This is a genomic window from Pseudoalteromonas sp. ASV78 (genome assembly GCF_047806705.1).
Classification (GTDB): Bacteria; Pseudomonadota; Gammaproteobacteria; order Enterobacterales; family Alteromonadaceae; genus Pseudoalteromonas; species Pseudoalteromonas prydzensis_A.
Map to the genome: position 1 here is coordinate 1515847 of NZ_JBLOPA010000001.1, position 21390 is coordinate 1537236.

General features: G+C 39.7%; 20 protein-coding genes and 1 pseudogene. 7 read left to right on the plus strand and 14 right to left on the minus strand.

Features of this window, described 5'->3' with window-relative positions:
• Window positions 1-36 precede the first annotated feature (36 nt).
• Window positions 37-2406, plus strand: a complete 2370-nt coding sequence (locus tag ACMVDV_RS06820; RefSeq protein ID WP_416159064.1) for an EAL domain-containing protein — start codon at window positions 37-39, stop codon at window positions 2404-2406.
• A gap of 62 nt (window positions 2407-2468) precedes the next feature.
• On the opposite strand, the gene ACMVDV_RS06825 is transcribed toward ACMVDV_RS06820, so the two are convergent.
• Together ACMVDV_RS06825 and bamC are read right to left on the minus strand one after the other, a co-directional pair.
• Window positions 2469-3887: a YjiH family protein gene (locus tag ACMVDV_RS06825; RefSeq protein WP_416157624.1), complete on the minus strand. Its 1419-nt coding sequence runs from the start codon at window positions 3885-3887 to the stop codon at window positions 2469-2471.
• 66 nt (window positions 3888-3953) lie between these two features.
• A complete protein-coding gene (gene bamC / locus ACMVDV_RS06830) occupies window positions 3954-5015 on the minus strand; it encodes an outer membrane protein assembly factor BamC (protein ID WP_416157625.1) in 1062 nt (353 codons plus the stop codon).
• A gap of 353 nt (window positions 5016-5368) precedes the next feature.
• Here bamC and ACMVDV_RS06835 point away from each other — a divergent pair, with 353 nt between their 5' ends.
• Together ACMVDV_RS06835 and bcp are read left to right on the plus strand one after the other, a co-directional pair.
• Window positions 5369-5902, plus strand: coding sequence for a glycine cleavage system protein R (locus tag ACMVDV_RS06835; protein WP_301561988.1), 534 nt, complete (start codon window positions 5369-5371; stop codon window positions 5900-5902).
• Window positions 5903-5912: 10 nt separating this feature from the next.
• A complete protein-coding gene (gene bcp / locus ACMVDV_RS06840; protein WP_304180519.1) occupies window positions 5913-6392 on the plus strand; it encodes a thioredoxin-dependent thiol peroxidase in 480 nt (159 codons plus the stop codon).
• Window positions 6393-6962: 570 nt separating this feature from the next.
• On the opposite strand, the gene ACMVDV_RS06845 is transcribed toward bcp, so the two are convergent.
• From ACMVDV_RS06845 to ACMVDV_RS06855, 3 genes are all read right to left on the minus strand, one after another.
• Window positions 6963-7349 carry a hypothetical protein gene (locus ACMVDV_RS06845; RefSeq protein WP_416157626.1) on the minus strand — a complete coding sequence of 129 codons (387 nt, stop codon included), beginning with the start codon at window positions 7347-7349 and terminating at the stop codon, window positions 6963-6965.
• A complete protein-coding gene (locus ACMVDV_RS06850; RefSeq protein ID WP_416156999.1) occupies window positions 7339-8556 on the minus strand; it encodes an IS4 family transposase in 1218 nt (405 codons plus the stop codon). The genes ACMVDV_RS06845 and ACMVDV_RS06850 overlap by 11 nt, the downstream gene beginning before the upstream one ends.
• Before the next feature lie 92 nt (window positions 8557-8648).
• Window positions 8649-9056, minus strand: coding sequence for a hypothetical protein (locus tag ACMVDV_RS06855; RefSeq protein WP_416157627.1), 408 nt, complete (start codon window positions 9054-9056; stop codon window positions 8649-8651).
• A gap of 124 nt (window positions 9057-9180) precedes the next feature.
• On the opposite strand from ACMVDV_RS06855, the pseudogene ACMVDV_RS06860 reads away from it, so the two are divergent.
• Window positions 9181-9567: pseudogene (locus tag ACMVDV_RS06860) on the plus strand (hypothetical protein); the annotation flags it as partial.
• 246 nt (window positions 9568-9813) lie between these two features.
• Here the strand turns inward: ACMVDV_RS06860 and ACMVDV_RS06865 are convergent.
• On the minus strand, window positions 9814-10923 hold the full coding sequence (locus tag ACMVDV_RS06865) for a DUF547 domain-containing protein (protein ID WP_416157628.1): 1110 nt from the start codon (window positions 10921-10923) through the stop codon (window positions 9814-9816).
• A gap of 631 nt (window positions 10924-11554) precedes the next feature.
• Window positions 11555-11974: a peptidoglycan-binding domain-containing protein gene (locus tag ACMVDV_RS06870; protein WP_416157629.1), complete on the minus strand. Its 420-nt coding sequence runs from the start codon at window positions 11972-11974 to the stop codon at window positions 11555-11557.
• Between the two features lie 274 nt (window positions 11975-12248).
• Here ACMVDV_RS06870 and ACMVDV_RS06875 point away from each other — a divergent pair, with 274 nt between their 5' ends.
• Window positions 12249-12425, plus strand: coding sequence for a group II intron maturase-specific domain-containing protein (locus ACMVDV_RS06875; protein ID WP_416157630.1), 177 nt, complete (start codon window positions 12249-12251; stop codon window positions 12423-12425).
• A gap of 192 nt (window positions 12426-12617) precedes the next feature.
• On the opposite strand, the gene ACMVDV_RS06880 is transcribed toward ACMVDV_RS06875, so the two are convergent.
• The gene (locus ACMVDV_RS06880) at window positions 12618-13361 is read right to left on the minus strand and encodes a class I SAM-dependent DNA methyltransferase (RefSeq protein WP_304183961.1); all 744 of its coding nucleotides are present in this window, start codon (window positions 13359-13361) and stop codon (window positions 12618-12620) included.
• A 174-nt stretch (window positions 13362-13535) separates the two neighbouring features.
• Entirely contained in the window at window positions 13536-14201 is a 666-nt protein-coding gene (gene queE / locus ACMVDV_RS06885) for a 7-carboxy-7-deazaguanine synthase QueE (protein WP_416157631.1), read from the minus strand.
• A gap of 148 nt (window positions 14202-14349) precedes the next feature.
• Between queE and queC the strand changes: the two genes are divergently transcribed.
• The gene (gene queC, locus ACMVDV_RS06890; RefSeq protein WP_304183973.1) at window positions 14350-15030 is read left to right on the plus strand and encodes a 7-cyano-7-deazaguanine synthase QueC; all 681 of its coding nucleotides are present in this window, start codon (window positions 14350-14352) and stop codon (window positions 15028-15030) included.
• 63 nt (window positions 15031-15093) lie between these two features.
• Here the strand turns inward: queC and ACMVDV_RS06895 are convergent, their stop codons facing one another.
• On the minus strand, window positions 15094-15543 hold the full coding sequence (locus ACMVDV_RS06895) for a methyltransferase family protein (protein ID WP_416157632.1): 450 nt from the start codon (window positions 15541-15543) through the stop codon (window positions 15094-15096).
• Between the two features lie 182 nt (window positions 15544-15725).
• Here ACMVDV_RS06895 and ACMVDV_RS06900 point away from each other — a divergent pair, with 182 nt between their 5' ends.
• The gene (locus ACMVDV_RS06900) at window positions 15726-15968 is read left to right on the plus strand and encodes a hypothetical protein (protein WP_304183966.1); all 243 of its coding nucleotides are present in this window, start codon (window positions 15726-15728) and stop codon (window positions 15966-15968) included.
• A 28-nt stretch (window positions 15969-15996) separates the two neighbouring features.
• Here the strand turns inward: ACMVDV_RS06900 and ACMVDV_RS06905 are convergent, their stop codons facing one another.
• The 4 genes from ACMVDV_RS06905 to ACMVDV_RS06920 are packed head-to-tail and all read right to left on the minus strand — an operon-like array spanning window position 15997 to window position 20990.
• Window positions 15997-16686: a tRNA (adenine(22)-N(1))-methyltransferase gene (locus ACMVDV_RS06905; RefSeq protein WP_416157633.1), complete on the minus strand. Its 690-nt coding sequence runs from the start codon at window positions 16684-16686 to the stop codon at window positions 15997-15999.
• A 5-nt stretch (window positions 16687-16691) separates the two neighbouring features.
• Window positions 16692-17621, minus strand: a complete 930-nt coding sequence (locus ACMVDV_RS06910; RefSeq protein ID WP_416157634.1) for a class I SAM-dependent methyltransferase — start codon at window positions 17619-17621, stop codon at window positions 16692-16694.
• On the minus strand, window positions 17614-19614 hold the full coding sequence (gene uvrB, locus ACMVDV_RS06915) for an excinuclease ABC subunit UvrB (RefSeq protein ID WP_304183970.1): 2001 nt from the start codon (window positions 19612-19614) through the stop codon (window positions 17614-17616). Before uvrB ends, ACMVDV_RS06910 begins: the two co-directional genes overlap by 8 nt.
• Window positions 19611-20990, minus strand: a complete 1380-nt coding sequence (locus ACMVDV_RS06920; protein WP_304183971.1) for an MATE family efflux transporter — start codon at window positions 20988-20990, stop codon at window positions 19611-19613. The genes uvrB and ACMVDV_RS06920 overlap by 4 nt, the downstream gene beginning before the upstream one ends.
• Window positions 20991-21390: the final 400 nt, after the last annotated feature.

Below are 21390 nucleotides of genomic sequence, written 5' to 3' on the forward strand. Positions count from 1 at the left end.
TCAATGACACAAAAACGGTATATTCACGCGTGGCACATGCAGAATAAAATAGATTTATCTTCAGCGCTTGATGTTAAAACCGAGCAACTGAGCATTATTAATCAGTTTTCCTCAAGCTTATTACAGTTAGATAAACTCGATGAATTGTTCGACTATGTCACCACTGAAGTAGTTAAACGGTTAGGCTTTGTTGATTGTGTTATTTATATTGCCGATGAAAGTGCTACAACCTTGCACGAAGTCGCATCAATGGGAGTGTCTCCTGCTAATAGTAACTATGCCATAGAACGAAAAACCATTGCATTTAACCAAGGTATTACTGGTTATGTTGCTTCAACGGGTCGTGCTGTTATTATTGGTGATGTCAGTACAGATAGCCGTTATATCGCAGATGTACGCCCTGCTATGTCTGAACTATGTGTACCATTAGTTTATAAGCAGCAGGTTTTAGGAGTGATTGACTGTGAACACCCGCTACGTAATTATTTTAGTGATGCTCACCTAGAAATTTTAACAACCGTCGCGCATTTGCTCAGCGCAAAAATAAATCAGGTCAACACTGTTGAAAACTTACAGCAAACGGTGAGTCAATTAAATAGTGCCCAAAAGCTGGAAGGCACATTATTACAAATAGCTAATTTAACTTACCAAGCCAATGACTTAGATACTTTTTTAGAGTCATTACACAACATTATGACCAGCTTACTGCGTGCTGATAACTTTTTGGTAGGCTTATACGATAAAAATATCGATATCCTTGATATTGTTTATATTGTAGAAGAAGGGGTGCGCTCAAATGCCCATAAAAAAATCTCTAAAGAGCAACTAAAAAATACCGCCTCCTATTATTTGCTCAATTTAGAGCAATCACTGCTTTTAAATAAACAAGAATACCAACAGCATATTGCAGCTGGTCATTTTAAAATGGTGGGCCGCCAATCTGAATCTTGGCTTGGGGTACCATTTAGGGTCAGTGAGCATATGAGTGGCGTAATTGTAGTACAAAGTTACGATAAAACTCACCATTACAATGATCATGACCGTGCCCTACTCACTTACGTTAGCCGCCAAATTAGCATGGCCATCGACAGGCAGTTATCTCGCCAAGCGCTTGAACACCGCGCTTTACATGACGAATTAACTGGCCTTGCGAATCGTTCTTTACTCATTGACCGTATAAAGCACGGTATCTTACGACTTACGCGTACACCTAAAGGGTGCTATCACGCGCTGTTGTATTTAGATTTTGACCGTTTTAAAAGCATCAACGACTCATTAGGGCATGAAGTGGGTGATCACTTTCTAATTGCTATTTGTAAATCAATTCAAGGCACGATCCGTAATACCGATACATTTGCACGGCTCGGTGGCGACGAATTTGCTATTTTTATGGAGAACATCACCCATAAAAACCAAATTAACGATGCCCTAAAACGGATCAAAAATGCACTTCAGGCACCGCTTAATATCGATGGTCATTTATTACAAGCGTCCACCAGTATTGGCGTTGCATTTTGTGAAAACGAAAACGATAAAGCCTATCAATTATTGCAGCATGCCGATGCAGCAATGTACGAAGCTAAATCCACTGGCCGTGGACAAGTAAAGTTTTTTAACAATACTATGCGCAAAAAGCTCAAAAGCCATGCAGATATAGAGAATGATTTACAACATGGTATTGAGCACGATGAGTTTGAGCTTTATTTTCAAGCTATTTTTGGCATCCAAAATTGTGATGTGGTCGGTTTTGAAGCCCTTGTACGCTGGCATCACCCGAGTAAAGGCTTTGTCGCACCAAATGACTTTATTCCAGTAGCAGAAAGCACCGGACAAATTATTAATCTAGATCTGCATTTGTTAGAGCTTGCAGCAAAACAAATAGCGGCTTGGCAACAGCAAGGGAAACGATTTTTGCGGATCACCGTAAATGTCTCATCCAGACACTTTGCAAGTGTTGATTTCATCACACAGATCCACGCTATTTATAATAAATATGCGCTCGAGTTAGGGTCTTTATGTTTGGAGATCACCGAATCAGGTTTAATCGAAAATTTAGAGTTGGCTACCAAGATAATCGAAGGTTTAGCGCCATTAAAAGTAAAGTTATGTTTAGATGATTTTGGCACTGGCTACTCTTCTTTAGGTTATTTACATCAATTACCCATCCATGTATTAAAAATCGATAAAAGTTTTATTGATCACCTAAAAGACACTGCCACGCCATTGGTTGATGCCATTTTATCACTCGCTTCATCGCTTAAATTAGATGTGATTGCTGAGGGAATTGAAACCCAAGAGCAGTTAAGTATCTTGCAGCAAACTAAATGTGATTTTGGCCAAGGGTTTTTAAAAGCCAAACCTATGCCCGCTACTCAAGCTATTTTACTCATAGATAAACCACTTTAACGTTGGCATAAAAAAGGCCCTGCACTGCAGGGCCTTAGCGTTAATGTTTGCTATTTATTACCCTAACCAACTAACCAATGTGCCATAACTGCAATAACTGGTAGCGTGATCAATGTTCTAAGAATGAATATTATGAACAACTCAAAAATATTTACCGGAATTTTACTACCCAATAATAGCGCGCCCACTTCCGACATATAAATCAACTGGGTTACACTCATTGCCGCAATAATAAAGCGAGTAACATCACTTTCAATGGTGCCAGCAGCTAAAATTGATGGAATAAACATATCAGCAAAGCCAACCATAATCGTTTGCGCGGCGGCTTCTGCTTCAGGGATCTGTAATAACTCTAAAAATGGAATGAAAGGTTTGCCTAAATAAGCAAATATTGGTGTATATTCAGCAATAACTAACGCAAACGTGCCCACCGCCATCACGATTGGCAATACCGCAAACACCATGTCTAATGCGTTGTGAATGCCTTCTTTCATGGTACCGGCAAAGCCTGGTGAGTGTTTAGCTTTGTTCAGCGCTACATGCAAAGCATGGGTGAGAATATTCTTGCCGTGAGGCACCCGCTCTTTATGAGGATCAGGTTGGCTGCCATCAATAAATACATCTTTTTTAAAGCTCAACGGCGGAATGCGTGGCACAATCAATGCGGCCACAACCCCAGCTAAACACACCGTTAAATAAAACGGCGCAAATAACTGCTCCAGCCCAACTTGACCTAATACCACTAAACAAAATGTAATTGACACGGCAGAGAAGGTGGTACCAATAATCGCCGCTTCACGCTGGGTATAATGTTTTTCTTCATACTGGCGCGCGGTCATTAAAATCCCCACACTGCCATCACCTAACCATGACGTTGCACAATCAACCGCACTTCGCCCTGGCACACCAAACAGCGGACGCATCACTTTAGTTAATAATGTTCCCACTAATTCAAGTAAGCCAAAATTCAACAGCAAAGGCAGTAACAAACCCGCTAAAATAAACACTGAAAATAAAACGGGCAGCAAATCTTTTAATACTAAGCCACCGGTATTTTCTGAAGTGATACCAGTGAAAATAGGCTGTAATACGCCCGGTAGTGCTGAATTTAAATCTGGGTTATTAAGGCTTAAAACCGTAAGAATAATAAACGCCATACCAAATAAACGGATCACTAACCATAACCAGTGCACATCAAAAAGGTGCTTTAAAATAGCAGATTTCATTAATGCCGCTGGTTTAAATAGTTTCATCACTAAAGACAAAACACCGGTAATACAAATAATCACGGTGATCAACAGATCAATATAGGATGCAACCGCCGTTTTTACAGCTTTAGCCATAACGGCAATGGGGATAGTCATCGCTCCATCCATTGGTACTGGAGTCATGAACAAGAATACACCGATCAGCGACGGAATGATAAAAGTTAACCATACCTTTAAGTCAAACTGCTCGGCAGAGGAAGTTAGATTAGACATTGTTTTCAACCTGTAGAAACCACAAAAAGAGCAAAAGCTCTTTTTGTGGGTTATTATTATTTATTATTAAATTTTAATACCGCGTTGACGCAAAGCATTTTCTAATGCTTGTTGTAAATCATTCATTGTACCCGGCTCTAAGGTTGTGCCTTCGTCATCCATCCAGGTCAAGCTCGTACCGCCATCTTTGGTACGACTGACTAATATTTGATATTGACCATCTTCAATAGGTAACTCAGCAAGTTCTTCGCCCCAAATTGAATCCCATACACTTGATTCTGGTTTGTTGTAATCAGCCGTGATCAAGCCGCGCTCTTGGTCAATTTCAACAATAGTAAATGATAAACGCTCTAAGAATCCTGAGAAACGTTCGAATATTACAAAGTAATCTTGCTCGGTCACTAATGCCGCATTACCTTTATTATCAAAGCCCATTTCCAGCGAAATAATGCCCTGTTGTTTACGTATTTCAACTTCAAGTTGACGATAGCGATAATCAAATTCTGCCACAACTTGGTTCAGTGCTCGCACTTCTAACTGTTGTTGCAAAATAGCTGTCAATGGCACGTCTTTACTCTCATATTCTGCTAATTTAGCACTTAATGATGCTGTACGTTGGTGCGACTTTTCTTCAATTGTAAAGATAAAGCGTTGTTGCGATATTTCATCTTCGCTATCCCATAACCAACCTTCTTCTGGCTTGATGATGGCATACCAATCAGTTTCAATTGAACCTAATAACTTATCTTGTTTTATTGGTTTTGTTTGATGATCAACTAATACGGCCTGAACTGAATCCCAAATAAATTCATCTAAATCGGCAATACCATCGTTTTTATCAAAATAAACACGTGCTTGCTTATCACCTTCTTCAACCCAACTGCCTTTTGCAACAGTTAATACTTGCGCTGGCGGACGGTAATTTGTTGAATCAGGATTATTATCATACTCCGCCACTTCCATCTTATAAATGGGATCTTGAGCTGGCTGCGCCAATTGTCCTGGCACTTGTACCGGCTCACCGGCACGGTAATTACGTTTATGATGCGCTTCGTCAGTGAACACACCACATCCTGACAAGCTAACCAACACGCTTACAGCAAGCGCTTTTGGGATCCAATACTGCACAGATAATTCTCCTTAGCATACCCTTAATTGTTTTAACAAATATATGAGTGGGTTATGCCGATTTGGTTCAGTGTAAAGTCAATATTAACTTTACGTATCTTGTTTTTATGCAAAACCCGTTATTTTGGGATACGGCTTAACAGTAATGCTAGCCAGTTAATATGCAAAATTTTAACTATGGTACTTTCCCATGCCACTAAAAACAAGAAACACCGTGCTTTAATAACAGCTTAAATTGGCTCGCTCTGTAGTTTCGCGATTGTTTTGTGTTAAACTTCGCCGCCGTGTGGTGGTAATTGCCGGCTTTGCTTACTTTGATTGTTATTAATAATATAACCTAGGTACTTGAATTCATGACTACTTTTTCAAATCATCAGATCGTTTTAACTGCCATTGGCGATGATCGCCCTGGTATTGTCAGTGAATTAACCCAATTAGTCAGTGACTGTCACTGTAATATTATTGATAGCCGCATTGCCATCTTAGGTAATGAATTTACCTTTATTATGTTGCTATCGGGCGATATGTCGGCAATTAGCCGTATTGAACACACCCTGCCCCTCAAAGGCATGGAGCTAGGTTTACTCACTATGATGAAGCGCACCGCCAGTCATACTCAAAGTGAATTTTGTGCCGGTTACACCCTCGAATATACAGGTATCGACACCCCTGGCACGTTAAGTAAAGTAACGCGCTTTTTTGCCGACAAACATATCAGTATATGCTCTTTAAAGTCAGATACCTATGACGAAGATGAAGACACCATAATGCGCTGTGAACTGGAATTTAACATTCCAGTAGAGGTTGACATTGACAGCTTTAAAGTCCAATTTGAAGATCTTTCACGTACTCTCAATGTCGATTATATATTTCGACGTATTCGCTAAGGAGCAAAGCATGAACACCATTAATCCATTACAAGCCGGCGATAAAGCACCTGCTTTCAGTTTACAAAACCAAGATGGCGAAACCATTGTCCTTGCAGAGCTATTAAAAGAGCAGCAAGTATTAGTGTATTTTTATCCAAAAGCCTCAACACCCGGCTGCACAGTACAAGCTGAAAACCTACGCGATGAAAAAGCCGTATTAGCCCAACTTAACACTCGCGTCGTGGGTATCAGCCCGGATCCGGTAAAAAAATTAAAAAACTTTGAAACCAAAAAAGAATTAAACTTTGATTTACTCTCAGACGAAGACCACGCGATTGCCGAAGCATTCGGCGTCTGGGGCTACAAAAAATTTATGGGCAAAGAATACGACGGCATCCACCGTTTGAGCTTCTTAATTGGCCAAGACGGCACCATAAAGCACTTTTTCGATAAATTTAAAACCAAAGATCATCATCAAGTGGTACTGGATTATTTGACTAAAGATTAAGCCGTAAGCCGTAAAAATATACAAAAGCGTTGCCAATGTGCAACGCTTTTTTGTTGGCAGAATAAAAGTAACATCCGTCAATTTGTCTGAATTAGCATTCACTGCACCAAGTGGACGCAGGACTCGCGATACCTAGTCACACAATGATGAAACCGGTAAAAGTAAAAAGAAGTAAAAAGGGCAGACATATATTTTTGTCAGAAAGTTTAGCCCCTCACTCAAATGTGCCTGGCAAAATTTGCTCGGTGAAATTGATTGGAATGAATTTATTCTGGCTCAGGCTTGACTCCTTACCCAACAAAAGAGCCATAACAATTTACCGTGGGTGAATAATATCTATTAGATCACAGTAACCCAGTGGATTCAAGGTTAAAAAAAATCAAGTCAAATGTGTAGAATCAGTTCCTGTAAAGAGTAATTCTACAGCCTCAACGCCGCCATAAGGGGCGGCCAATACGTAGTTTGCCTTGTGTTATGGTGGAGCGCAGCGACAACACAAGGCAAACGGAGTGTTGGGCGTCCTAGCCGGTGTATTTTTACCGGCTATTCCTTCATGGCTTTGTTATGTACTTATTTACGAAATGCCAGTTTAAGGTCTTTCTTCAAGTTAATATTCTCAAGGCATAGGTAATTTGTGAACATATTATGGTAACCATATTGGAAGAGCATCTTTTGAATATCTTCGCATTTATAATCACTAGAGCCCATGTGATTTGGAGACATACTCCACTCATTACCAATAAATCCATTATCTTCAAAAAATGCTATTTTCTTTTCACCATCTAAGAAGTATACGAGAATAAATCTAACCTTTTCATTATATAAATGACCATCAAATTCTACTGAGGTCTTTGTGGCCACATTATATTGGGCTTTTACGTCCGTATTGATGGCTTCATCTTGGCACCTTACCCTTTTATTACTAAGGGATCCCCAAAAATAATTATTAAATTTCAATTACATCACTCACATCCATATTTTTCCAATCGAGTTGCACTACCACCTGTACGAAATAGGCTAGTCCTGCCAAATAATCTCGCCGTCGCAGTTTAATGGACTGTTTTTTGAAGTATCGCAGCCCAACAAATGCCCATGACACTACTCGTCTTTTTTTGGTTGAATTAGCTTGAAAAGCGCCTGTCTTTCCTGCTTTGTCTATCACTGCCCCCAGCATCATTGAGAACCAATGAGCCAGTGTGGCAAGCAGCAACAGTATGTCTAATCGATAGAGTTTGTTTGTCCTGTGCAGATCTGAGCCTAAGCCGAACCTAACACTTTTTTGATCTCGAAATCCTGCTTCTATCTGCATTCTCATACCATATAATTTGAGTACTTTTTCGAGAAAGTGGTGCCTCTTTGGAAGAGAAGAAACGAGTAGCCAAGGCTCCTTATAACCACGTTTTTTATCTCTTTTTAATAACTTATGTCCCTTGCCAACCAGCACTGCATGAGTTTGATATTTTGCACTTTTGGTCAACTCGGTCGCGCCAAGATACTGGCTCTTACGTTGATTGCTCTTGAATAGTGACTGGCATGGAACAAACTCATCGCTGCCCTGCGTTTTCAAATGTGCCGTACCTCGAACACGGCTAATATAATGCCAGCCATTGTTTCGCACGGCTTTGAGCCAAGGAACTTTAAAGCCCGCATCCGTCACAATTACGGGCCGGCAGTCACCCGGCAAAATCAGTTTGAGCATCTTTAAGAACCGTTTTTGAACTTTTGGGCAATGATACTGAAAACTGAATGCACTTTCCTGATACAGGGTCAAAGAACGACCTTCACTGGCAATGCTGGCACGCAGAATACAGTATTTGGTTTGTGTATCTGCATGACTCCAATCAACCAAAATGACGGGATGCTTTTCAGTGACCACAAAACGGCTTAAGCGAACATAAACCGATGTCGACTCACGCAAAAGCTCGTGGTTACTGAGTAGTCGATCAATACGTTTAATATCATGTTTTTCAGTTGTTTTTGAATTCAAGTTGCGGCCGATAGAAGTCAAGGTACATTGCTGACAGTGCAATAGAGATTTAACGGCAGCGACTAAAGTATTAAATCTGGCTTTATGAATTGAGTTAGGGGTGACAGCGTGGAGCATATTGTGCAAAATAGTAGACGCATTCATGGTGTTTAGTTCTGTTGTTTTTAAGCGATTCATAAGATCACAAAACACCATGAATGTTCCCTCGCTTCCCACATTTTTTAAGACTATTAATTCATTGATATATAAAGGCTAATTTTGGGGATGTTTTAGCTTTTATTACCTAAGTTTGCATAAAATTCAAAATTACCAAAGAATTCAGGTTTATACCTATCACCATTAACATTTAGATATGAATATTTCTTGATAGGCAGACATATAGACTCACCAGATTTAAGAATTATAGGCTCTTCTGGGTCAATTAGTTTAAACTCTATATCTTGGTTTATAACTGCATCTATCCCCCATATTGATACCGTTTTATCTTTTCGGTTTGAAAGAACCAGTTTTACAATTTGCGTGTCAGAATAACCTTCAATACCAACGTGATAGTTAACTGTAATTTTATTTCCAACCTTTTGGTATGCAAAATAACCAGACAAAAATAGACCCGCAGTTGCAATAATTGCCTTCCAATTTGAATTTAGAAATAATAGTAAAAAATCAAAATATTCCACGACTTCTTCCTAGTACAGACATAATGACTCCCATACGGTGTTAGCCTCCGCCTTTCGTGGGTTAGCTTAATTCAAAGCCAGAGCCATAATTAGTTTGTCAATTAACTAAACAGCAGAGGCTAACATGAATAAACATAGCATACTTTTTATCGGACTTGATACACATAAAGAATTCAATGAAGTCGCCTATATTGAAGAACATAGAGGTGCACAACCTGTTCACCTTGGTCGAGTTTCATCTTCCAAAGTCGCCGTTCAAAAGCTTGTTCGCCAGTTCGAATCTAAATATCCTGGGGCAATGCTACACTTTGTGTATGAGGCTGGACCGTGTGATTATTACTCGTATCATCCATTATACTCACCTAAAGGCAAGCTACGCTGTTCAAATTGGTTACCTGCGTATTCTCATGACTTTGATCACCGATTAATCACCAGTCTTGGCCATTGCTGTTATGTGGCTGCCCCCTCTCTTATTCCTAAAAAATATCCGGCGCAATTGGTAGAATCGGATGTTGAGCTATTCTTATCTTATCAATAAAAACTCAGGCAAGGGCTTTAAATAATGGAACACCCTGCTTATTATTTACGCTGGATGAAGTCTACTTTGAAGCCATGAAAAGTACAAAATTAAAGATGGGTGTTATGGTTATTTTGTTATCTAAATAACTTGCTGTGGTTAACCAAATAAGCAGAAAGCGAGGGAGGATAAATATCAAAAATGCGCATTTAATACGCATTTTTAATTGGGATTATACCATTAATTACTAGCATAATAGGCGTTCTTGCCACTTACGTTTGTTTTTAACAAATTATTTTTTCTTTGTAACTCTCTAAGAATAACAATTCGCTTAGCTGGAATATTTAAATTGTTTAAGCGAGGAAAGCTATGCTGAGGGATCAACAAGGCTTTATCCCAATTACTAGTAATAATATCATAAGAGTCACGGTGCTTAGGACCAGTTACATCGGTAATGTCGTAATTATCGATATTAAAAAGAGCTGTTTTTTTAATTTTTAATTTATTGAGTAAATCGTTATTTGCATACAAACTTAAGTGGGCGATTAAGTCATTATTAAAGTCATTAAAGTATGCTTTTTTATCTTTATACATGGTTGATACATTAAGAAGATTACTGCTGTAATTAGTCCCTCTATTTGAATTAATAAATTCTTGGGCGTTATCAATTAATGAAGACATTAAGTTATTAGCTGTATATGCCTGAGTTCTAATATTAGGTGAACCGATATAGCCCTTATACAAACCGTACATAACAAGAGGATTTTTTTTATTCAATGGCATTAATATTTTGTATTCAATGTCATCTAAACTAAGCGCTTGCCCATTATATGTGAATTGTTTTTTGTAAAAAAAGCTGCTTTTATCAGCCACGTCATAAGATAAACTATTTGTATCTTTTGGGTAGCGCTGAGCTAATTCATTTATAACTGTTACATTATGTAGGTTCAACCAAAATGCCGTTTGCTCTTCATTACTTAATTTATTAAGTTGGCTATTTGCTAAATAACTAAGAAGATTACTTTTTATAGCTGTGATTGACTTTATTAATTCTGGATCATCAATGAATTGCTCATAATAAAAACGGTTTGCTTCAGCATCTGTGGCTCGATTTTTTCCTAAATTAGGACCTTGCTCGTTTTCACCATAGGAAATATATGATCTATCTGAGCGAGCCAATTCAAGAACAGAGGCTTCTAAAACAGCATTGTATTGAGAGTAGTCAACTGCAAAATTAGCAGTTACTTGATTCTTACTGTTTAAATAACTTGTAGTATTGTGACTTTCAGCAAAGCACGGGGCTGACAGTAACGAGCTCAGTATTACAGATTTAGTTATTAATTTGATCATATTATATCCCTCAATGATTGTATCCAATATTGCTCACAGATAGGTTGCTTTTTTTATGAGCAAAGTAATCATATGCATTAAAATTGACTCAGTCAAATTGTTGTAATTTATTTACAAATAAAATAGACACACTTTAAATAACCTCAAAAAAACTCTGCCACGAAACATGATTTTTTATCTGGTAAATTTACTGCGTATCCCTTACATGCTCTCAATTGACCATTAAAATAGACAACTCTTGATGAAAAACCTAAATAACAGACACACTAAAAAGTGCATTATTGCAGCGCGAAGCTTTTTTGGGTTTACATTCTAAGCAAGTAGCTTATCTTCCCCCTACGATGCTCGAACGATTGCCCCGTAAAGTGCTCTTCTTCACACAAAAGTAAACTTTTAAGATGGGTATCTTGTATTGTCTCGAAAAAAGCAGGCTGCGATGAGATCGCAATAAGAGAGCCTCTATTATATGTGTTTGCCGTAAGCTACTTGCTTAACAGCCACATCGACAGGCGAAGTAAACAAGTTTGTTTATTGATTTAGAATTGACCGTCAATTTATAAAAACGGTCAAAAAGAACACTAATGCCTATTGACAGAGTTAAGGCTCATATGTGCTAAGTGACTGGTTATACTCAACTGTTGGCTAAAACTAATTTCACGAGTAAGTCGGTTGTTGGTTTACCGTCAACTAGTATTTTATTTTTGGTTTGAAACTTTTTAATTGCTGAGATTGTCTTTTTACCAAGAATACCATCGGCCTTTCCTACTTGATAACCCAATTCATTGAGTTGTATTTGAATATCGTGGACAAGGTTATTAATGTCTTTAGTCTTTGTACTTGGAGAAGAATAACTAGCTGCGCTTTTACTTTTTGACACGTAAGCCGTACTTTTTGGTGTATAAGTTGATACTTTAGGCGCGCCATGACAATGGTAACCAACTTTTTTACTGTTGTGACAGCCCGATGAATTTGTTCTTCCGCTGGTAGCATTTGCAAACTGTACCGAAACAACACTAAAGCTCATTAGCAGTAAAATAATCTGTTTTTTCATTGATACATCCCTATTCATTCATATGACATGCAACTCACGTTGAAATACCATTGATATTTAAAACCAGCTAACGAGCCTGTAAAATAACTCGTTTTTAATTTATTTTTATTGATTTATCAACCATAGCTGAGTTCCTTTTTTGATTCAATCTGTTATTTGATGTGCTAAGGGCTTACCTTTATTAATGCATCGTGTTTTACGCATGCTAAAATTAACCTGTAAGATAATCCTCATTTACTTCTCTTTCTCTGCTCTTTGTGCAAAAAACTTTTAATTGAATTATTCACAAAGAGGTTTCGAGACGCTGTGCTTTAGAGTAATACAGATTCTAGACCCAAAATATTTAAGTGGGTGGGGACACTACTACCTAACAGTCAACGCTTATCAGCTAACGGTGAATTTAGATCATTGGCTCCACCTTAGGATAAGAATGTGTTACTGGCGGCAGTAATCAAACTACAATCAAACTAGACAGCCACTTTTATTGAGCAACCAAAACTGTGTTACCAAGCTTGCTCTTTTAGATTAAAAATCATCCCTTTTTATATCATCACTCGCACAACGTTTTTAAATGAGTAGATATCACTAAAAAAACCTAATTGCCCTTTTGCCTCTTTGTGAATAATTGTCTGAACTTTCTAATTTAAATTTTTACACAGACAAAAACGGCATTGCCAGAGCGTTCACCCCATGGGGTTATTTTTTCGTAGTCATGTTCAAACACATGTATTGCAAAATAAGGTTTTAGGGCTTCTTTTAACTGGGCAAAACTAACAGCGACCATTGGGTGCTCGTCGTGCCATATGAGTGTTTCATCTGCTGTTGCTTTATTTATACTGAGCTTTAATGACTGCTGTTCGCCACTGCCACTGTAATGCCAGCCAGAGCGGAATGTGAATAAGCTGCCTGCATTTTCAGCGCTATGCTCTACAAATGACTCGTTATCGATGTGATTTTTATCAACAACGTTAAAGCAAAATATGCCTCCGGCTTTTAGTGCATGGTGTACGCTGGTAATACAGTCTGTTAATTTATTAATGCCGTCGCAGTAATGGATTGAATACAAAAAGCAGGTAATTAAATCCACTTGCTCAGGGATCACAAACTCACTCATATTTTGCAATGAAAATTGCGCTTCTGGGCAGCGAATGACAGCTCTATCTAGCATGGGTTGATTAATGTCGAGCCCACTACTTTGATAACCGTAGTCGATGAAATGACGAACATGTGGGCCCGTTCCACACGCTAAATCAAGGTGGGTATTTCCGCTATTACCGAAAATCTGCTGTAGCCTGTGAATAAAATAGCTTTGGGCTTGATAATCTATATCTGCACACATTAAGTCATAGTGATCAGAAAGGTCTGTGTATAGCGCGTTCGCGGACATATAAGCCTAGTGGTTTGTAGTAAAGTATTTTGAGTCGCGCATAATAAACGAATTATCACCATTAACGAAGCAGATATGAAAGTAAACAGCGTTGATGGGTTTCGTTTCATCAAACCCAACAACGTTTAATTTAACACCAAACTGCTTATAACTTAAAGCTTACCGCTGGCAGCTTTAGTTTATCCCTAAATACTTATGTACTTGTACGGATAAACGCCAGTTTTTTTCGATGCAGATTTCAATTGCCAACTTAGTTGCAGAGACTTTTTGGCTAATTGGTTGCAGGTAAACAAGTTTGGGATTTACGCCTGTTTTTGCAAATAATGCTTCAAGCTCTGCAACGTGTTTTTGCATCGCGATTGGGTGTTTTATTTCATCGGCACGTTGCATGGCTGATGTAAGTACCTCGTAGCCACCGCGCATATTGATTTTTGGCGATACCGTTACCCAAGTTTGTGCTGGGGCGAGTATTTCGAAAGTGCCGCTGGTCTCTATTTGCGTACTGTAGCCGTTAGCGTGGAGTAACTCACAAACAGGGTTTAAGTCGTACATGCATGGCTCACCACCGGTGATCACCACATGTTTGGCACGATAAGCACGCTCGGCAAACAAACTCAGTATTTGCTCAGCGGATGCATCTGCCCAGTGATCTGAATCGGCTTTTTTCTCAACCGTGTCGTCCAGTGATACTTTATACACATTATTCACTTCCCACGTTTGCTTAGTGTCACACCAAGCACAGCCAACGGGGCAGCCTTGTAAACGTAAAAATATTGCAGGCGTGCCGGTAAAGCTCGCTTCGCCTTGAATGGTTTCAAATATTTCATTAATTTTGTACAAAAGTATCTCACTTACTACTTGGCATTAATTATGAGCGTCATTAATTATTGAGCATGAAGAAAGCCGATTTGAAAAATCAAAAATCACGGTCAAAAATTGTTATTTATGCTCCAGCCGTGTAGTATATCGCGCCCTGATATAAACCTCTATTAAAACTAAGAGCAAAACAGTTATGACGCAAAAAGTAGTTGTGATTTATTCCGGCGGTATGGATTCATTTACCGTATTAAATAAAGCCCTGCAACAAGGCCATGAAGTGTATGCCCTGTCATTTGACTATGGTCAGCGTCATGTAAAAGAGCTTAAAGTTGCGGCCAGTGTCTGCGAAAAATTGGCCGTACCGCATAAGATTGTTGATATTTCTGCGATCAATCAGTTAATTGGTGGCTCATCGTTAACGGATGATATCGATGTGCCAGAAGGCCATTACGAAGCCGAGAACATGAAAAGCACTATCGTGCCTAATCGCAACATGATTTTGCTGTCACTGGCTGTGGGTTATGCGGTATCACTCAAAGCGAGTCAAGTTTATTACGGCGCGCATTCTGGGGATCATGCAATTTACCCTGACTGCCGTCCTGAATTTGTACAAAAAATGGATGATGTTTGCCGTATTGCGAATTACGATGCGGTGGAAATTTTCAGCCCGTATTTAAATGATACTAAAATCGATATCTTAACGGATGGTATCAAAATGGGCTTGGACTATAGCCAAACGTGGACTTGTTATAATGGCCGTGAAAAAGCCTGTGGTAAGTGTGGTGCTTGCCAAGAGCGCTTGGAAGCATTTAGCCTTAATAACATAACCGATCCTATCGAATACGAGTAAACAAAAATAGAAAGGCTATCATCGCGATAGCCTTTTTTCTTACTGGTGATCCATGCAAGTAGCTCACAACCAGCGTTTTACCTGTAACTTATAATCGCTATATGCTTGGCCAAATATCTTCTGTAACTCCCGCTCTTCTGGGATAATTTGAAACCAGGTTAAATAACCAATAAAAGCAATCACGCACAGCAGTGCCCACAATGATGCTAACCACACTCCCCAAGCTGCAAGTATAAAAGCAAAACCCACATACATTGGGTTGCGTGAAATTCTATATATACCTGTAGTCACTAATTCCGACGCTTGCGCTGGTTTTCTTGGATTGACGGTAGTGTTTGCTAAACGAAAACTAACCACTCCAGCAATACAAAATACACACCCTATAACCAGTAAAATAATCGCGGCGTAAAAAATAAAAGCGGTAAAATCAATTACGCTATAGTGAGCTATTATCGCCATAACCATAGCAAAAAAGAGTACTACGATAATCGGAGGAATTTTATTATTTAGCATACTAACTCACTGCCTTTGTTAAATTTAATGTATACATATTATTAAACACTCACCACACTGTATCACTAATGAATATACCGCTAAGGGTCGCGTTAATACAAATAAAGTTACAATTGTCAGCTTCATCATTTGCGCATTGTGGTTATACTTTACACACTGTGTAAAATAATAAGGAGTACACCATGTCAGGAACTACTATGGTCGTCATGATCGTATTTATCTCGGTTGGGTTTGGAGTAATGTACGATATGTATAAAAAACATTTAGAATTCAAGCACCGCACCCTCACTGATAACAAAGAGTCGAATAATCAAATTGCTGCTGTTACTGCTGAAATGCTCGCGTTAAAAGAACGTGTACAAACATTAGAAGCTATCGTGACTGATCCAAGTTACAGCGTAAAACATGAAATTAATAAATTATAATGATTGGCCACATTGCATTCGTTAATGTTTACGGCTCTAACACCTGAGTATAGCTGTTGATCACTTGTTGATAATAAATTGGGTTTTGATTAAGCATGCGCTGATAGTGGGTAAGCAATTTTTGCTGATATTGATAATGCAGTGGTTGCCCACGGTGCCACATGCTAGAGCCTGTTAGTGTTAAACTACGTGTTGCCTGTTTGCTAATGTGTATCACTTCATAAAAGCGATTATTTTCACTGATAATCGCTTCATTTATTAGCTTCATTCCTTGCTCTAGCAACCCCTCTCGCACTTTATAAGTATGGTGGACAGGGCAAATAATAAATTCCAGCTCCGCTAATACTTCATTTTTGTGTGTGTTCGCAAATTGCTGCTGCGCTGCTAAAATGTGGTTGATAAACCGCAGCAATAGCTCACCACCGACACCGGCGATGATCACTAAGTTGCGTTGCTGAAAATTAAGCTCAATAGCCGCGACATCCATACAATGAACTTGCCAATGTGCAACACCTTGAATGGGGCTGTAACGAGCTAATTTAGCTGTCAGCTCGTCCATTAAAGCTGGCACAATATCAACAAAGTGCACTGTATTTGCCACTTCTCGCGCAACTAGCTGCATTCCCAATAAACCATGATCACAACAACAGTCCCAAATGGCTTGATAACCGGATTCAACAAAACTGTCTATTGTTGCTAACCGTCTACTTAAACGCATCGTTGTTACTGCGCTATTGCTTGGTAAACTAAGGCTTTTAAACTGCGATCACTATCCACATCTGTAAACCCTTGAGTGGGCGTCAGGCGCTCTACAAATTCAATAGCACCTTGCGTATGTTCAGCAATGAGCGCTTTAAATGCAGCTTCACTAAGTTCAGGGCTATTAGCGCACAGCAATAATTTAGTCTTTTCATTGAGCAGCTCAGGTAAGCGACGCAGCACTTTTTGGTAATCTTTGGTTAAAATGAAACTGCCCTTTTGAAAACTTGGCGGATCAACAATAATTAAATCAAATGGCGCGGCTTTTTTGAGTTTTCCGAATGACTTTAAAATATCGTGCGGTAAAAAACTCACACCGCGATCAAAACCATTTAGTTGATGATTTTGTTTGCCGGTACGTAACACCCCTTTATTCATATCCATGTTGATCACACTATCGGCACCGCCACGCATTGCAGCAACCGAAAACCCACAGGTATATGAGAATAAATTCAATACTTTAGCGTGTTTACTATGGGCTTGAACAAACTCTCGGCCACGGCGCATATCGGGGAATATACCGGTGTTTTGGCGGCTCATTAAATCCACTAAAAACTCACACTCACCTTCTTTAACACTATGCGGGCTCGGTAGTTGACCAAATAACAGTTTATTTTCAGTTTGTTGTCCGGCGCGTTGTTGAAATACCAACGAGGTGATTAATTCTTTAGCGTGTTGTTGTGCCCATTGCCAAAGCTGCTCACTTAATTGCGTTAGCGTTTGTGAGTCAACGTCATCGTACGACACTAAAAATAAACACGGTGGGTAAAAGTCGATATTTAGATGACTCAAATGCTCGGTAGTGTGACCACGGCCATGAAACACACGACAAAGTTCATTGTCTGCTAAGGGCGCACTTTCCAGTGCAGTAATAAGGGGCGTAAAATTATGCATTTTTAATTAACTGTTGTTGTAATTCATGGATCTCATCACGAACGGATGCGGCTTTTTCAAATTCTAAATCACTGGCGTACGCATGCATTTTGGTTTCGAGTTGCTTAATTTGCACTGCGATCTCTTTCGCACTGAGCACTTGCTTACTTTGTTTACGGATCAGCTGTAAATTATCTTGTGGGCCAGCTCGCTCACCAACATCCATAATATCGGTGATCTTTTTAAGTAACGCTTGCGGCTCAAGGCCATGCTTAATATTGTAAGCATGTTGAATATCGCGGCGGCGCTGAGTTTCATCAATCGCTTTAGCCATAGATTTAGTAACGCGGTCACCATACAAAATAGCACGGCCATTTAAGTGACGAGCCGCACGACCAATGGTTTGAATGAGTGCCCGAGCTGAGCGTAAAAAGCCCTCTTTATCGGCATCGAGTATTGCAACTAACGACACTTCTGGCATATCTAAACCTTCACGCAGTAAGTTAATACCCACTAACACATCAAACACCCCAGCCCGAAAATCACGAATAATTTCGACCCGTTCAACGGTATCTATGTCTGAATGCAGGTAACGTACTTTTACATCGTGCTCAGATAAATAATCGGTTAAATCTTCAGCCATGCGCTTGGTCAATGTGGTTACCAGCACGCGTTCATCAATTGCTACGCGTTTATAAATTTCAGACAATAAATCATCTACTTGGGTGGCTACTGGGCGAACTTCAATTTGTGGATCGAGCAGCCCCGTTGGACGAATAACTTGTTCGGCGATATCATCTCCACAACGCTCCAGTTCAAAATCGCCAGGCGTTGCTGATACATAAATTGTTTGTGGGGCAATGGCTTCAAACTCTTCAAAACGCAGTGGCCGATTATCCATCGCTGAAGGCATACGAAAGCCATATTCCACGAGATTCTCTTTACGGCTGCGGTCACCTTTGTACATAGCGCCTATTTGCGACACCGTAACGTGAGATTCATCAATGATCATCAATGCATCATCAGGTAAGTAATCAAGCAAGGTTGGCGGTGGATCGCCCGGCGTGCGGCCAGATAAATAACGGCTGTAGTTTTCAATGCCAGAGCAATAGCCAAGTTCGGTCATCATTTCAATATCATATTGCGTACGCTGTGCAACGCGTTGCTCTTCGACTAATTTATTAGCACTGAGTAACTGCGCACGCCGATCTTTTAATTCCGCTTTGATATGCTCAACCGCATCAAGAATTTTCTCTCTGGGAGTGACATAGTGAGTTTTCGGGTAGATAGTTGCCCGCACAATGTGTTTTTCAACTGCGCCTGTTAATGGGTCGAAAATACTGAGCCGTTCTATTTCATCGTCAAACATTTCCACACGAACTGCAAAGGTGTCTGACTCTGCGGGGAAGATATCCACCACTTCACCGCGCACTCGATAGGTACCACGGCTAAAATCAATGTCATTACGGGTATATTGAATTTCAGCTAAACGGCGCAGCATATCGCGTTGATCCACTTTTTCGCCCACTTTTAGCAATAGCATCATCTTCATATATGATTTTGGATCACCCAAACCATAAATGGCTGACACTGATGCCACAATAATAGTGTCTCTACGTTCTAACAATGCTTTGGTTGCACTTAAGCGCATTTGTTCTATGTGCTCATTAATCGAGGCATCTTTTTCAATAAAGGTATCGCTGGCAACAACATAGGCTTCGGGCTGATAGTAATCATAATAGGAGACAAAATATTCCACTGCGTTATGCGGGAAAAACTCTTTCATTTCACCATAAAGCTGTGCTGCAAGGGTTTTATTATGCGCCATGATGATCGTTGGACGATTCAAATCATTGATAATATTCGCCATGGTAAACGTTTTACCCGTGCCTGTAGCCCCCAATAAAGTTTGATGAGCAAGTCCGGCTTCTAATCCCTCACATAACTGTGCAATAGCGGTAGGTTGATCCCCGGCGGGTTTAAATTTAGACACCAGTTGAAAATGGTCGCTCATGCTTGGCACTCCTGTACAGCTTGGTTACTGATCATATTCAGTTCTTTGATAAACCATTTATAAGCTACAATTGCAGTAAATAAATTGCCCGCAGCAGCGCCAATCAGTAAACCCGGTAAACCGGCGTATAAATTACCAATGTAGGCAAATGGCACATAAAAAATAAACAGTCGGATCACACTCAAAATTAATGCATTCATTGGTTTATGTAAGGCATTAAACGATGAGTTGGTTAAAATAATCACACCTTGCAAACCGTAGCTTAGCGGCAAGGTAAAAATAAATAATGTGATCACATCAATAACCAACTGCTCTTTACCAAACAACTCGCTGATCACACCTGAAAATACAATCAGCAGTAAATAAATAACAAACTGCCAAATCATCACAAACTTTAATGTTGTGGTGTACGCGTCTTTAACACGGCAAAGCTTACCTGCACCAAAGTTTTGACTAATAAATGGCGGTAAGGTCATCGATAAAGCTAACACCACCAGACTTGCGATAGATTCAATTCGACTGCCTACGCCAAATGCAGCAACAGCCTCTGGGCCATGATGAGCAACCATGGCTATCATCACCGCCATGGCAATCGGCGTTAACATATTTGCGCCTGCCGCTGGCAAACCAATTTTAAGAATTTTTCGTATAGAGCCTAATGGGGTTTGATTATTTGCAGTTAGGCTGAGCAAGCCTTTTTTTACTGCTAGCAAATATAAAATAATGATAACGGCTACCGACCATGCAATTACGCTGGCGATCGCAGCGCCTTTAATGCCAAGTGCGGGGATTGGCCCAAAGCCAAAAATCAATACAGGGTCGAGCACAGCATTGATAAGCCCTGCTCCCCCCATCACTATACTGGGTGTTTTAGTGTCACCACTGGCACGTAAGACTGAATTCCCCACCATTGGCGTTATTAAAAACACACTGCCTAAAAACCACACACTCATATACTCATGGATCAGCGGCAGTACTTGCTCCCCTGCTCCCAGCAATCTAAATATAGGGGAGATAAACACATAACCAAATAGCGATAAACACACCACCATCACCACAGCAATTAATAATGCGATACTGGCGTCAAAGCGTGCTTCTTCAATATTATTACTCCCCAGCGCCTTAGCAATAACCGCCGACGTACCAATACCCAAACCAATTGCAAGGCTTATCACCGTAAAAGTAACAGGAAAGGTAAAACTGACCGCAGCTAATGGCTCAGTGCCGAGTAAACTGATAAAAAATGTATCGACAATATTAAACATCATTAACGTGATCATCCCAAAAATCATCGGGATCGTCATTCTCTTCAGTGTTGGCACGATGGGATCATTTAATAAATCGGGAGCTGTGTTAGTCTGCAAAGTTGCGCGCATGGGAATAAATAAACCTCTTTTATTAAGCGTGGTATTTTAAAGCATCGAGGCTTTGCAAGCCATGCATTTATCAAGTGATTATAAAAAGGCCTAAAAAATCATAGAAAAGTGCTCTTTTTACACGCTTAATCACAATTTCACTTCGAACCACCATTAAAAACAATAAAGATACATTTTTATAACCTTTATCACAAAAACACCGCGGCTGGCGCTGCATTTTTACACAAAATTTGCGCCAACCGAATCGTCACGAATAAATTTACTCATCAACCTAACTCCTTTCAGCTTCTTTTTACAAGTCATTGTTTTAAAATGAGATAAAAAAACTGTTTTAAATGCTTGATATCCTCACAGCACCCTAAAAACATGGCTCTGCCAACGTTCTTAAAGTTTCATGAAC

What these genes read in the sequence shown, in the direction of transcription:
- ACMVDV_RS06820 (WP_416159064.1), top strand. Translation starts at nt 37, where the DNA reads ATGCAGAATAAAATAGATTTATCTTCAGCGCTTGATGTTAAAACCGAG.
- ACMVDV_RS06825 (WP_416157624.1), bottom strand. Translation starts at nt 3,887, where the DNA reads ATGTCTAATCTAACTTCCTCTGCCGAGCAGTTTGACTTAAAGGTATGG.
- ACMVDV_RS06835 (WP_301561988.1), top strand. Translation starts at nt 5,369, where the DNA reads ATGACTACTTTTTCAAATCATCAGATCGTTTTAACTGCCATTGGCGAT.
- bcp (WP_304180519.1), top strand. Translation starts at nt 5,913, where the DNA reads ATGAACACCATTAATCCATTACAAGCCGGCGATAAAGCACCTGCTTTC.
- ACMVDV_RS06850 (WP_416156999.1), bottom strand. Translation starts at nt 8,556, where the DNA reads ATGAATCGCTTAAAAACAACAGAACTAAACACCATGAATGCGTCTACT.
- ACMVDV_RS06865 (WP_416157628.1), bottom strand. Translation starts at nt 10,923, where the DNA reads ATGATCAAATTAATAACTAAATCTGTAATACTGAGCTCGTTACTGTCA.
- ACMVDV_RS06870 (WP_416157629.1), bottom strand. Translation starts at nt 11,974, where the DNA reads ATGAAAAAACAGATTATTTTACTGCTAATGAGCTTTAGTGTTGTTTCG.
- ACMVDV_RS06880 (WP_304183961.1), bottom strand. Translation starts at nt 13,361, where the DNA reads ATGTCCGCGAACGCGCTATACACAGACCTTTCTGATCACTATGACTTA.
- ACMVDV_RS06895 (WP_416157632.1), bottom strand. Translation starts at nt 15,543, where the DNA reads ATGCTAAATAATAAAATTCCTCCGATTATCGTAGTACTCTTTTTTGCT.
- ACMVDV_RS06900 (WP_304183966.1), top strand. Translation starts at nt 15,726, where the DNA reads ATGTCAGGAACTACTATGGTCGTCATGATCGTATTTATCTCGGTTGGG.
- ACMVDV_RS06905 (WP_416157633.1), bottom strand. Translation starts at nt 16,686, where the DNA reads ATGCGTTTAAGTAGACGGTTAGCAACAATAGACAGTTTTGTTGAATCC.
- ACMVDV_RS06910 (WP_416157634.1), bottom strand. Translation starts at nt 17,621, where the DNA reads ATGCATAATTTTACGCCCCTTATTACTGCACTGGAAAGTGCGCCCTTA.
- uvrB (WP_304183970.1), bottom strand. Translation starts at nt 19,614, where the DNA reads ATGAGCGACCATTTTCAACTGGTGTCTAAATTTAAACCCGCCGGGGAT.
- ACMVDV_RS06920 (WP_304183971.1), bottom strand. Translation starts at nt 20,990, where the DNA reads ATGCGCGCAACTTTGCAGACTAACACAGCTCCCGATTTATTAAATGAT.